The 13,101-nt window shown below is 40.0% G+C and carries 10 protein-coding genes and 1 riboswitch; of the genes, 8 read left to right on the forward strand and 2 right to left on the reverse strand.

The genetic code is table 11. The features are described 5' to 3' along the window. Window positions 1-23: 23 nt before the first annotated feature. A riboswitch (cobalamin riboswitch) is annotated at window positions 24-180 on the reverse strand. Between the two features lie 236 nt (window positions 181-416). From FTU79_RS10585 to FTU79_RS10595, 3 genes are all read left to right on the forward strand, one after another. Next, window positions 417-2,270, forward strand: coding sequence for a TonB-dependent siderophore receptor (locus FTU79_RS10585; protein WP_180049959.1), 1,854 nt, complete (start codon window positions 417-419; stop codon window positions 2,268-2,270). A 47-nt stretch (window positions 2,271-2,317) separates the two neighbouring features. Continuing rightward, window positions 2,318-2,902 (forward strand): cob(I)yrinic acid a,c-diamide adenosyltransferase, encoded by a 585-nt coding sequence (locus tag FTU79_RS10590; RefSeq protein WP_180049961.1) that lies wholly within the window; start codon window positions 2,318-2,320, stop codon window positions 2,900-2,902. 173 nt (window positions 2,903-3,075) lie between these two features. After that, the gene (locus tag FTU79_RS10595; protein ID WP_180049963.1) at window positions 3,076-3,789 is read left to right on the forward strand and encodes a glycerophosphodiester phosphodiesterase; all 714 of its coding nucleotides are present in this window, start codon (window positions 3,076-3,078) and stop codon (window positions 3,787-3,789) included. Between the two features lie 66 nt (window positions 3,790-3,855). Here the strand turns inward: FTU79_RS10595 and FTU79_RS10600 are convergent, their stop codons facing one another. After that, window positions 3,856-4,401, reverse strand: a complete 546-nt coding sequence (locus FTU79_RS10600) for an META domain-containing protein (RefSeq protein ID WP_180049965.1) — start codon at window positions 4,399-4,401, stop codon at window positions 3,856-3,858. A gap of 190 nt (window positions 4,402-4,591) precedes the next feature. On the opposite strand from FTU79_RS10600, the gene FTU79_RS10605 reads away from it, so the two are divergent. From FTU79_RS10605 to FTU79_RS10625, 5 genes are all read left to right on the forward strand, one after another. Further along, window positions 4,592-5,752 carry an acyl-CoA desaturase gene (locus tag FTU79_RS10605; RefSeq protein WP_180049967.1) on the forward strand — a complete coding sequence of 387 codons (1,161 nt, stop codon included), beginning with the start codon at window positions 4,592-4,594 and terminating at the stop codon, window positions 5,750-5,752. A 121-nt stretch (window positions 5,753-5,873) separates the two neighbouring features. Further along, on the forward strand, window positions 5,874-7,319 hold the full coding sequence (locus tag FTU79_RS10610; RefSeq protein WP_180049970.1) for a YdiU family protein: 1,446 nt from the start codon (window positions 5,874-5,876) through the stop codon (window positions 7,317-7,319). Between the two features lie 112 nt (window positions 7,320-7,431). Beyond that, the gene (locus FTU79_RS10615; protein WP_168378764.1) at window positions 7,432-8,037 is read left to right on the forward strand and encodes a murein L,D-transpeptidase family protein; all 606 of its coding nucleotides are present in this window, start codon (window positions 7,432-7,434) and stop codon (window positions 8,035-8,037) included. Window positions 8,038-8,073: 36 nt separating this feature from the next. Further along, a complete protein-coding gene (locus tag FTU79_RS10620) occupies window positions 8,074-8,445 on the forward strand; it encodes an MmcQ/YjbR family DNA-binding protein (protein ID WP_168378763.1) in 372 nt (123 codons plus the stop codon). 196 nt (window positions 8,446-8,641) lie between these two features. Then, window positions 8,642-10,561: an acyltransferase family protein gene (locus FTU79_RS10625; RefSeq protein WP_168378762.1), complete on the forward strand. Its 1,920-nt coding sequence runs from the start codon at window positions 8,642-8,644 to the stop codon at window positions 10,559-10,561. 642 nt (window positions 10,562-11,203) lie between these two features. Here FTU79_RS10625 and FTU79_RS10635 read toward each other — a convergent pair. After that, a complete protein-coding gene (locus FTU79_RS10635; RefSeq protein WP_180049972.1) occupies window positions 11,204-12,559 on the reverse strand; it encodes an amino acid permease in 1,356 nt (451 codons plus the stop codon). Window positions 12,560-13,101 lie beyond the last annotated feature (542 nt).

Genomic DNA, 13,101 nt, shown 5'->3' on the forward strand with positions numbered 1-13,101 from the left:
CCCGCTATAACGCCCGCCGCATTATGAATAGGTCTGCATCAGGCCGGTCTCCGGACTTACGTTATGAATAACGATTCACCGTTGCGGGGGCAGTGTCAGATAACAACAGCTCTATACTGCTGGACTGACTTCCCAGTTTCACTTCTCAATTAAGAAAGCACCTGAAGCGCAGGCAGATTAATTTCTGCTCCACAGCAAGTCAAGCTGTATATGTACCTATCTTCAAATACCCCATAGTTTCGATTGTTCGAATAATCGGAGTTCACTATACTTAAGCCATTCACAACAGTTGGCATGGGAAGTTTCCACAACACTGCCCCCGCAACGGTGTGCAAGCAATGCTTTGCCAGTCCGATACCTGCTCACTGTGTTCTATCACTCAATCATTTACGTGGGGTAAATGCATGGAGCATTGTATGCCTTTTCCTTTTCAGCCGACTGCGCTTGCAGCTGGCATATCTGCCCTTTGTATTTTTAGCTCCCAAATATCTGTTGCAGCAGATTCCATTGCACAACCTAAATTGGACACCATTGTCGTCACGGCAACACGCTCACAAGAAAAATTAGAAAATGTGCCAGCACGTATTTCCATTATTGATGAGTCGCTCATAGATCAATCACCAATTGCATCATTTCCACATTTATTAATGAGTGATGCTTCTATCAATATGGTGCAGCTGGGTGGCTATGGACAACAAGCTTCATTTTTTTTACGTGGCACAGAGTCAGACCACACTTTGGTATTGCGTGACGGTGTCCGTTTAAATAATGATGCCAGCGGTTTAGCGCCAAATAATTTTATAGATACCACAGACATTAAGCAGATTGAGGCTTTAAAAGGCCCAGCATCTGTCCTTTATGGCACCAATGCCATTGGTGGTGTGGTACAAATCATTAGCAAAACCCCTGAAAAAAATGCAGCTTTTATCAGCGCTGAAATAGGTGAAAATCAAACCTATAAAAGTACTATCGGGGTAGACCTAGCCAAGCAAGGTTTTTATGCGCAAATTCGTGGACAGCGTTTAGAAACCGACGGCACATTGATTCATGAACATGAAAATGCCAGAGCTTCTAGCTTTAATCAAAAAGGCGTGTCTGCCAAATTTGGCTATGAAGAAACACGCTTTGGCACTTCATTGGATTATTCTGAAAACCAAGGTAATGCTCAATATGAGCAATACAGCTGGAATTCACTGCAATATGAGCAAAAGTCGCAAGATTTTAAAAATCAAATTGCAACCCTGAAGTCACGCTTCAACCCCACAGATCAGCTGACCCTGAATGCTCGCGTATCTTATTTTAAAGATGAGTTGGAACAGCTCAAAATCTTTGAACAGACCCATTATGAATCCACTGAATATGAACTGACCGCAAAACAGCAAATGACGCCGTCTCAGAACATCATTGCAGGCATCACCCATCGGCAGCTAGAAACATCAACGCTAAAAACTGCAGAGTCTTTTCATCAAGACTTAAACACTACGGGTTATTATCTACAGCACCAATATCAAACTGATAAATTAAAAACTCAAGCGGGTATTCGTCGTGAAGACCATGAAAAATATGGTCAACACACGGTCGGACAAGTTGCTGCGCGTTATTTTTTCACGCCGTTGTTTAGTAGCTATGCCAATATTGGTACAGCATTTAAAGCGCCAACCATGAACGACTTATATTATGGCGACTATGCAAACCCTGACTTAAAACCCGAAGAAAGTCAATCCTATGAAATTGGGCTAGACCTACAAATGACACCACAACTAAAAACTGGTATGTCTATCTACAGAACTGAAATTGATAACCTTATTGATTCTGATCCCAACAATAACTGGAAGTTTGCCAATATTGATGCAGTGACCATTCAAGGTTCAGAAGTCTATGTGAATTGGAGCAATGAGGCATTTTTTACAAAGGCCAGTTATAGCTACAATCAAGCAAAAAATGATAAAACAGGTTTGGATTTGAGCCGCCGCCCACGTCAAAAACTGGCATTGTCAGCTGGTTGGGCTGATGAACATTATGGGCTGTCAACAACGCTGAGTGCGAACAGCCATTCAGACAGCAGTAATTATGATGAGGATGTGATCCCTGGACATGCTCAGATTGATTTCAATAGTTATTACCAACCCAACGAGCAACTGCGCTTCTTTGCCAATATTCAAAATGTCGGCGATGTTCAATATAAAACGGCTTCTGCTGGCAATTTCGACGGCAAATTCTATTTAAATGGCGGCCGTTTGGCTTCCTTTGGCATCACAGTTAGATATTAATTTCACACTGATTTATTCAACTTTTAATCAAAAAATGGACAATTAAAATGGGCCACCGCTTAAGTAAAATTTATACCCGCACAGGCGATTCAGGTACGACAGGTCTTGGCGACGGATCACGCGTAGCCAAAGATGATTTACGTATTGAAGCCTTAGGAGATGTCGATGAACTCAATTCAAGCATTGGTATTCTGCGTTCGCACATCGCACTTAGCAGTATTGAAGACAAAGCGGCTTGGGATAAATCGCTCAGCCTGATTCAGCATTGGTTATTCGACCTTGGCGGTGAAGTCTGCATTCCAAACTTCAACTTGGTACAACCTGTGTCAATTGAGTTTTTGGAAAATGACATTGACCGCATGAATGAAGCACTGCCGATGCTGAAAGACTTTATCCTGCCTTCAGGCACTTTAGTATGCAGCTTTGCCCACCAAGCCCGTGCAGTTTGCCGACGTGCAGAACGCCGTTTAATGGCAGTACATAATCGGGACCAAAACATTCAAGCGCCGTCATTGCAACTACTTAACCGTCTGTCTGACTGGTTATTTGTCGCATCAAGAACTTTACAGCGCGCCGAAGGCGGTTCTGAAGTACTCTGGCAAAAGAATATTAACGACACGATTAATCAATAAGTTTTGGTTCAAATCCTTTGACCAATTAAAAGTCTATTTTACATTGAAATAAATCGAAACATTTCGTCCGATCATTCTTGTATTTCAGGATGATCGGATCAAAATAACAGTGTCATCTCCCTGTCATTCTTACAGGACACTATGTTTTTATCTTTCAATTTTGCAGGCCCTTTATGCGCATAATCGGTCACCGTGGCGCTCGTGGTGAAGCACCTGAAAATACCCTAGGTGGTTTCCAATATATTCAAGATTTAGGCATACGCTCAGTTGAATTTGATGTGCGACAACTAAAAGATCGCGCCTTAATTGTGATGCATGACGATCAATTCATCCGTACCACCGGCCAAGATAAGTATCTTTATGAATGCGAAAGTTCTGAACTAGAACCGTATAACCATGCAGTGACATGGTCAGAATGGAATAAAGTTGAGCCGACGCCACTGCTCGAACAAACGCTCAAAATTATTCATAACTTCGATCATATTGAAGTCGAAGTGAAAGCGGTGAAGACACAAGCTGAAGCTGAAGCGCTGACTGAAACCTTGGAACAACAGCTCCAAGGTTTCGAACATTCCGCGGTGATCACCAGTTTTGACCCTAAAATTCATCTTGCTTTGCAACAAAAAAAATCCGGCTTCAAACGCGGGCTTTTGGTTGAAACAGACGTAAAATTTAAAGCGATTGAACAAGCACTTGAATTAGGTTGTATCCAAATCGGTTGGATGAACCAACTCGCCAATTCAGACATTATTCAGGCCACGCAGCAGGCAAAATTAAATGTGAGCGTATGGACTGTCAACGACGTTGATCGTGCTAAACAGCTTAAAGATTGGGGCATTAACGGCTTAATTACCGACTATCCTAAATTAATGATGCAGCATTTTTAATGCTGCTTTATTCACCTAGATTTGTGTAATTCACTTCTCGATCAACACGTCGATATTTCAATCGGTCTATTTTCTTTCCAAAACCAATACAGTTTGTCCCCGACTGTTTTGCATCGTCATGTGTTTCCCTTTTATTTGGAATTGTGTTGCGGCTTGCAAGGCATCTGAAAGTTCAGCCTCTTGAGCCAAAGCCGAATCACAGCTGAAATAACCTGCTCGGGCATTCAGATCAATGCTGTGTTTTAAGGTATCAATCACATAAGTGCCACTGATAGTGTTACATCCCGTATTTCCCTGAATTTGTCGAAATTGCGAATTGAACTGAAGATAAGGTTGATGATGAAAGAACTTGGCTTTTTGCCCTGCAATTTGCACAATCGTCCATGGAATATCTTGTATCCCATCATTTACGCGAATGACTTTTAATGGCTGCTCAACGCTGTTGCCATGTGACTTTTCCTGTGATTTCCCTTGTGACTTTGTAGTCACCTTCTGCGTCGGAGAACTTTGACAGGCCATGAGTCCCAGACAACTGATCAGAAAGCCGCCCCAGATACAGTGTTTGACCAAAAGCTGCGGATTATTTTGACGATTTTGCTGTTTTTTTAGCATCTTTTTTACCCCACAAAAAGTCAAATAACTTCAGTCGTATTATGTTACTGTTTAGTACAATACAACTGTACAATAACAGTGGTGAAAACGGGTTTTCCCGTGCTACTATTCTGTACGTTTAAAATCCCTTAAAAAATTAATGGGATTAGTCCTATCTATACCTCCCAAGGTTTCAGGAGTGCTGTTGGAGATGAATGCTCCCCTACCCAAAGCCCCAATGAACTGGATTGCTATTTTTGCATTGGTGTTTTTACCTATTGTCGCAGTTATTGCAATTCCGTTATATGCCATTAATCATGATTTTAGTGCCGCTGCTTGGATCAGTATGTTTGTTTTACTGGGTGTCAGCAGTTTAGGTATTACCGCAGGTTATCACCGCTTATGGGCACACCGTGCTTATGAAGCAACCTTGCCTTTAAAAATCATTTTAATGCTCATGGGTACTTTTGCTGTTCAGAACAGTATTTTGTTCTGGGCTTCTGGTCACCGTACACATCACCGTCATGTAGACGATATTGACCAAGATCCATACTCGATTAATCGTGGTTTCTGGTATGCCCATATCGGGTGGATGCTTCGTGATTATCCAGCAGCAGAACCGAACTACAAAAACGCACCTGATCTGTTAAAAGATAAAGTCGTTTTGTTCCAAGATAAATACTACATTCCACTGGTAATTGCTGTTCATGCGGCGATTTTAGTGCCAATTGGTTGGGCTGTTGGCGACATGTGGGGCGTTCTATTATTGGGCGGTTTAATGCGTCTAATCTTGAGCCATCATGTGACGTTCTTTATTAACTCACTGTGTCACATGTGGGGTAAACGTCCGTATACTGACGAAAATACCGCTCGTGATAACTTCTGGCTAGCTATTGCTACTTGGGGTGAGGGTTATCATAACTATCACCACATTTTCCAATACGACTACCGTAATGGTGTGAAATGGTGGCAATACGATCCAACAAAATGGTTGATTTGGAGCTGCTCTAAATTAGGTCTTGCTAAAAATTTACGCCGTATCCCTAGCTTTAATATTAAAAAAGCTGAGTTGGCTATGAAGTTCAAGTATGCGGAACAAGACCTTGCCATCTATGGTCTAAACATGACTGATGATATTACGACAGCCAAACAACGTATTTCTCAAGAATATGATGCGTTTTCACAAACCTTGAATGACTGGGCAAAACTCAAAGAACAGGAAATTCAAGCGAAGAAAACTGCGGTTGCTGAAAAATTTCATCAAATGGATGACAAGCTAAAACTTGAATTCCAACAAGTTGAAAAACGTCTTTCACAGCACCGTGAAACACTAAATCAATTGATGCGTAATTTGAAAAAGAAAACAGCTTAATTCTATAAGCCCTTCTGATGATAGAGCCTCCCTTGTGGAGGTTTTATTGTTTTTAAGCTACAGTTTTTCCATCCAGTCTTTGCTATAGTTTCAACATAATTTGAATTTTTTAAAGATCATTATGCAGTTCAATGCCCGCTATAACACCCTGCCGCCTCGCCTGTACCACCATCAACAGCCTGTACCCTTAAAAGGCACAAAAGCTGGGCATTTTAATGCGGCTCTTGCAGATGAGCTGCAATGGTCTGAGACAGATAAACAGGCTTGGGTTGAAATCTGCAGCGGTCAAAAAACCTTTGCTGAATTTGAACCTTTGGCCATGGTCTATGCAGGTCACCAGTTTGGACAATGGGCCGGCCAATTGGGCGATGGACGCGGCTTATTGATTGGGCAAATCATCGATAAACATGGGCAAACCATTGACCTGCACCTTAAAGGTGCCGGCTCTACGCCTTATTCACGCATGGGCGATGGACGTGCAGTGCTGCGCTCGACCATTCGTGAATATTTGGCAGGACATGCGCTGAACAACCTAGGCGTGGCATCCAGCAATGCGGTGGGTTTTACCAGTTCTGAGCAAGGTGTACAGCGCGAAAAACTCGAGCTCGGCGCGATGATGCTGCGTACATCTGACTGTCATATCCGATTGGGACATTTTGAATGGATCAATCAATATCAGGGTGATTTACTACCTGAATTCACGCAAAAATGTATTGAGTGGCACTACCCTGAATGCTTGAATGCCGAACAGCCCATTTTGGCTTTTGCCACTCAAGTTATTCAGCGTACCGCAGTGATGATTGCCAAATGGCAGCTGATTGGTTTTGCACATGGCGTGATGAATACCGACAACCTGAATATTACAGGTTCAACTTTGGACTTCGGCCCTTATGGCTTTATGGAACGTTTCCGTCCAAATTGGATTAACAACCATTCGGATTACCAAGGCCGCTATACCTATCAGCAGCAGCCAAGTATCGGACATTGGAATCTATGGCAATGGCTGAATAACTTAGTGCCGCTCTGCCCTGCAGATTATGACAAAGAGCAATGGAAAGAAGATCTAGCCAAATGCTTAGAGCATTTTGAACTGACCTTCTTGGAACATTATAAATTGGGCTTAAGCCAAAAAATGGGGCTGCCGAGTTTTCATAAAGACAGCTTCGACTGCGCCATGGCCTTTTTACGCATTCTGCAAAGTGAGCAACTGGATTACACGCAAAGCTTTATCCATCTGCAAAATCATGAATATGAAGCCATTAAAGATGATTGCCTTGACCGATATGCATTTGAGAGCTTCTTAGCGCACTATGAAAGCATCCGTGCGCATCAGGACACCGATGCTTTAGATGCTGAAATGGCAAAGGCCAATCCGCAATATATTTTGCGCAACCATATGGCGCAAAAGGCGATTGAGCTAGCTGAACGCAATGATTTTTCAGAGGTAGAACGTTTATTTACATTGCTCAGTCAGCCATTTACTAAACAGCCTGACCTAGAAAAAACTGAAGATTTAGGCCCCTTGCCAAGTGATGTGCCTGAAGTAATGGTCAGCTGTTCTTCATAAACATTTATCCACAAATCCACATTTCACTCGGATCAAAATTGTGGATAATTTAGACATTATCCACAATGCCGAAATGGATGAGCTGTGAAGGCAGCTCATTCTCTACATTACAATGACAAGAAAAAATATCACGATCTTTAGTTTCGCTATCCTCGTCTGCATTGTTGCTGCCTGCTTTGCCTATCAAAAATTTGAAAAATATCTACCTACACCTACCAATGCACTGGCCTTTCCACCTGAATTAAGCGATTTACAAATTCAAAAAATTCGCACAGAAACGCCGATCGACAATATTCAGGTACATAAGGCTCAGCGTTATTTGGAATTAAAACATCAGGATCAAGTCATTCGGCGTTACCCGATGCGTCTGGGTTTTCAACCGCTTGGACATAAAGTTCAAGAAGGTGATGGCAAAACGCCTGAAGGCAGCTATATGATTGATTGGCGCAATCCGCAAAGTTCATTTTATAAGTCTTTGCATATCTCTTACCCCAATGCGACCGATAAACAAAAGGCTAAAGATTTAGGTGTTTCTGCAGGTGGCGACATTATGATTCATGGTTCGGCAACCAGTTTACAAATGAAAGCTGCACCACAACTGATGACTTATTTCCCACAAAAAGATTGGACTTGGGGCTGCATTGCTGTGCGTAATATTGATATGGATGAAATTTGGCAATTGGTGAATAATGATACCGTTATACATATTCGTCCCTAGGCTTTAAAACTCAGGCTTATTTTTAGGTTATCCCCTATGATTGCATTACACACTGTAGCTGCTAAGTCGGCCTTAGCCCTGCCTGAAACCACCTGTAGCCAGCCTTTTGGTGAAGGCTGTGATGTGTTTAAAGTGATGGAGAAGGTCTTTATGCTGAGTTTTCATTTGGAAGGCAAAGCGGCCATCAACTTAAAGGTGCTGCCAGACAATGGCTCAATGCTCAGAGATATTTATCCCTTTATTCGTGCGGGCTGGCATATGAATAAGCAGCATTGGATTTCTGTTTTTACAGATGAAGAATTAGAAGAAGAACTTCTGCAAGATTTGGTGCTGAACTCTTATGAATTGGTGGTATCGAAGTTAAACAAAGGACAGCGGCAGAGGATTGAGCTCCTCCAACGTCTATAGCTTAATTTTTAACTATTATTTTCTAATTCAAAACTCAAAATAAAAACAGCACCTCACTGATCTAAAATCATTTCAAATCAAATTGGAAAACAGTCTGCCTGTTTTGAACAAAAAATTAAAAAAATGGAAATTTTAATCGATCACTCTCCAATTAAAGTTAGAATCATCCAAAATTAAATGATTAGCTATTTTATTTATGCAATTCAGACACGATATCAATGGATTACGGGCCATAGCCGTATTGGCCGTTGTACTATTTCACTTTAATCCACAATGGCTAACCGGCGGCTTCGCAGGCGTCGATGTTTTCTTTGTCATCTCAGGCTTCTTGATGACCGCCATTATTTTTAATGGCATAGAAAAAAACACATTTAATCTATTTAAATTTTATACAGCGCGTGCAAACCGAATTATTCCTGTTTTAGCCACAATGTCTATCATTTTAGTCATATTTGGCTGGTTCTATTTAGCACCAGTTGATTACAAGGATTTAGGACGACAAGTCGAAAAAAGCTCTTTCTTTATTTCCAATATTCTTTTTTCAAAAGGCAGTGGCTATTTTGATACTGCTGAACACACAAAATGGTTATTACACACATGGTCTTTGTCTGTTGAATGGCAATTTTATATTGTTTTTCCACTTATCATTTTGTTTTTAAAAAAATATTTAAACCTTCATAATTTAAAACGCGTGGTGTTTTTGCTCTTTTTAGTCAGCTTTATTTATTGTATTTTTGCAACCTATAAAGACAGCAAAACTGCCTATTTTCTACTAACAAGTCGCGCATGGGAAATGCTCATAGGTGGTTTAGCATTCCTCTATCCTTGGTCACTAAAAAACAAAAAATCACAGCTCATGACACAATGCTTAGGACTCGTTCTGATTCTAGCATCGTATATCTTTATATCTAGTGAAACACTTTGGCCGGGTTATATGGCCCTTATTCCTGTATTTGGTGCTTATTTAATTATTGTGAGTAATCATCAGCAAAATATATTGATTAATAATCCAATTTTTAACCACGTTGGAAAATGGTCATATTCAATTTATGTCTGGCATTGGCCCTTGGTTGTTTTGGGTTTCTATCTTGGCCTCGAAAATTGGTGGATATACGGAATCCCTCTGTCAATTTTATGTGGCGTCTTAAGTTATCACGCTATTGAAAAGATTCATTTCCCACGCTATTCATCTTGGAAAAAGCTTTATAAAGTGAAAGCAATTTATCTCGCTTTATTCCTTTTAGGCGTCGGCCATTTCATCAAATCTAATGATGGTGTCGATTCTCGACTTCCAGAAGTAGCTAAAATCGCAAATGAAGAAATCAATAATACCAATCCTTATGATTGTGACCAACAAGAGTTGCATGAATGTATTATAGGAAACCCAACTAAAATTAAAGCCATTGTTATTGGAGATAGCCATGCTGATGCAATGACCACCTCTGTGGCAACCACTTTTAATTTGAAAGCTGACGGTATCATTTCATTTACAACTTCTGCCTGCCCATTTATTCCCAATCTACAGTTTTACAAAGATAAAAGTCCTTGCCCAGAAATTAATCAGAAACGCTTAAACTTAATTGCATCCAAAAAATATGAAAATATTCCAATGGTTTTCATTGCAAGGTACCCAAGCTATTTAATTGGAGAAAATGACCCTGATATCATGGATGCTAAGAGTTCTAAACCTATTGTTTATTTTGATGATAATCCAAACATCACTCAAAAGAATCGAATGATTTCATTTCAAAAGAATCTAACTGAAGTTTTGTGTCAGACCTCTAAGACCAATCCTGTTTATATCGTGCAACCCATTCCAGAAGTTGGTTTCAATTTACCGCAAAGAATCATTAAGAATGTATTCTACAAGCGTAATGAAAAAATATTTATTTCACACGACACATATTTAAAAAGATCAGGAGAGATTCGCAAAATTATTCAAGAAAGTGCAGAGCAATGTCAGGCCAAAGTCTTAGACCCTGCATTACATCTATGTAAAGGAAATGAATGTATTTCTGAGTATAAAGGACGCCCGATTTATCGTGATGGTAATCACTTAAGTGAATATGGAAATAAGCTTTTAGTTCCAATGTTTAAAGAAGCCCTCAATCCATAAAAAGTGAAAGTACGCCTAAATGACTTTAATTTTTTGAAGTCATTTAGGTGAATTTAAAACTAAAATTTAAAATCTTTTCTGCTTCCATTATTAAATATTTTAATATAATTCAAATAAATAAATAGACTTAATGTAGTATGCTTCATTTTTATTACCATCCATTAGGTAATAAATCGATCATCATGAAATTCATGAGTAGCAATGAGTGTTAAATAGGTATAAGACTTACTCGCCACTTGATCATCCACTTTAAAAAATTCTTGATAGATTCCCCCCGTCATTTGACTCCACAGACACCAAAAACATAAGAATCCTAAAGTACTTGAAACTCCTGCTAAAGCAAGCTCCTTTGATAGCCCAAAGAAACTTAAAGCAACCAAAGTAAAACTAAGATTTAACCCAGCGAGAATTAGGAGAGTTAATTGATAAATTATTCATTTTACTTATCATTCAAGAAAATAAATGAAATTTATTGATTCTAAAATCAACACAAATCACATATTTTAACTTACATTTTAATTACTTAAATAAACCAAATTATTAATTCAAGCAATTTAATAAAACTCTTTCAAAATCGTTGTTAAACAACTTTAAACCAAGAATTTAAAACTTCAAAAGGCTCTTCCCTAAGCCTTCATGGTATTAAACCTTCTTTGCTTGCATCACTTTAAACAGCACATACAGCAGTAAAATCCATAGCGGCTGCATCAACACCGATAGCATAAAGCCCTGATTCCACATGATGTACAAAATCATCAGCATGAACACTAAGACAAAGTAGTTGGTAAACGGTGCAAATAAAGCAGGAAACTTGGTCTGTATACCCTGCTGCTGCATCGCTTTTCTAAACTTCAAATGAATCAAGCTGATTAACATCCAATTCAGCACCGCAGCACTCACCACGATATAAATCAGGTAACTTAAGGCTTTTTCAGGCAAGAAATAATTCAGCAGCACGCAACCAAAAATCAGCAAAGCAGAAAATAAAACCGCGGCAATCGGCGTGCCGTGTTTATTTACCTGTTTAAACGTTTTTGGCGCATTGCCCTGTTCTGCCAAACCGAGCAGCATGCGGCTATTGGCATACATGCCGCTATTACAGACCGAAACGGATGCAGTCAAAATAATAAAGTTCAATAAATGCGCCGCCCAATCAATCCCCATCTGATTAAAAATCATCACAAAAGGACTATGATCCAAACCGCCAAGTTTCAACTGATTCCACGGCACCAGCGACAGCAGTACTGCCAAGGAACAGATATAAAATAAAAACACGCGGATTACAGTCTGATTCACTGCTTTGGGAATGTTTTGATCTGGATTTTCAGTTTCAGCTGCCGCCATGCTGATCAGTTCAATGCCGCCAAAAGCAAACATCATAAAGGCCAGCATATAGAATAAGCCTTCAAAACCATGCGGGAAAAAGCCGCCATGTACCCATAAATTGCTAATCGAAGCGGTAGAATCTGCGCCTGTTGTAAGTAGCAGATACACACCAAAAATAATCATGGCAACAATCGCCACAACCTTAATCATCGACAGCCAAAATTCAGATTCTGCATACAGTTTTACATTGGCTAAATTGGCTAGCGTAATCACTGCAAAAAATACTAAAACCGAAACCCAAGTAGGCACATGCGGCCACCAGTAATTGACATATTTACCTATCGCTGTCAGTTCGGTCATCACCACTAAAATATACAGAATCCAGTAGTTCCAGCCCGTTAAAAAGCCCGCAAACTTGCCCCAATATTTAAAAGCAAAATGACTGAATGAACCTGTGACTGGCTCTTGTACAATCATCTCGCCCAGCTGGCGCATAATGAGAAAGGCAATTAACCCGCCAATCAAATAACCCAAAATGATCGAAGGCCCTGCAGACTCAATAATATGCGCAGAACCTAAAAATAGCCCTGTACCAATCGCCCCGCCCATAGCAATCAGCTGAATATGGCGGTTCTTTAATCGGCGCTGTAGTTGAGGCATTTCGCTGCTCACAACATGTTCTCATCTTATAAAAAAGTGGATTGTAGCCTGTGCATCCGCTAAGAACTACATCTTGATATCCAACAATTTTAACTTAAAGGTATTTTTACAGATCAGATGAGCATCAAATGTAAAGTTTTATTGATTGGTTTAAATAACTTAGGTCAAGACAATCTTTTGCCTATTTTTTTCAAATTTATACTTTTATTGAATATTTTTGAGGCTTCATCACACAGCAATATGCCCTACATCATAAAAACAGCGCCCAATTGAGCGCTGTTTTAAAAGCGAATCCGCAGTGATTGATCACTTATATGTAACTTACTGATGTTACGCAGTAACACCAGAAGTGCAATTTGATTCAAATAAAACAGCGATACGCGGTAACGTCATCCGCAAGTGTTTGAGACAGGACTACTTCTAATCAAAAATGTTTTTGCGATGCTTTGAATAATTTGACGGTAGTGAACGAGTTTTGCGGATGACAATGGTTTTGGGTACTTTTGCCGAAACAAAAGTACCTCCAACCGAAGGCTAATCCCTTTATTCAATCC

It is taken from the genome of Acinetobacter sp. YH12144 (assembly GCF_013418345.1).
Lineage (GTDB): Bacteria > Pseudomonadota > Gammaproteobacteria > Pseudomonadales > Moraxellaceae > Acinetobacter > Acinetobacter amyesii.

Excerpts from the sequence above, each read along its gene's own strand:
- FTU79_RS10600 (WP_180049965.1), bottom strand. The coding sequence starts at position 4,401 with ATGCTAAAAAAACAGCAAAATCGTCAAAATAATCCGCAGCTTTTGGTC.
- FTU79_RS10605 (WP_180049967.1), top strand. The coding sequence starts at position 4,592 with ATGAATGCTCCCCTACCCAAAGCCCCAATGAACTGGATTGCTATTTTT.
- FTU79_RS10620 (WP_168378763.1), top strand. The coding sequence starts at position 8,074 with ATGATTGCATTACACACTGTAGCTGCTAAGTCGGCCTTAGCCCTGCCT.
- FTU79_RS10585 (WP_180049959.1), top strand. The coding sequence starts at position 417 with ATGCCTTTTCCTTTTCAGCCGACTGCGCTTGCAGCTGGCATATCTGCC.
- FTU79_RS10595 (WP_180049963.1), top strand. The coding sequence starts at position 3,076 with ATGCGCATAATCGGTCACCGTGGCGCTCGTGGTGAAGCACCTGAAAAT.
- FTU79_RS10610 (WP_180049970.1), top strand. The coding sequence starts at position 5,874 with ATGCAGTTCAATGCCCGCTATAACACCCTGCCGCCTCGCCTGTACCAC.
- FTU79_RS10625 (WP_168378762.1), top strand. The coding sequence starts at position 8,642 with ATGCAATTCAGACACGATATCAATGGATTACGGGCCATAGCCGTATTG.
- FTU79_RS10615 (WP_168378764.1), top strand. The coding sequence starts at position 7,432 with ATGACAAGAAAAAATATCACGATCTTTAGTTTCGCTATCCTCGTCTGC.
- FTU79_RS10590 (WP_180049961.1), top strand. The coding sequence starts at position 2,318 with ATGGGCCACCGCTTAAGTAAAATTTATACCCGCACAGGCGATTCAGGT.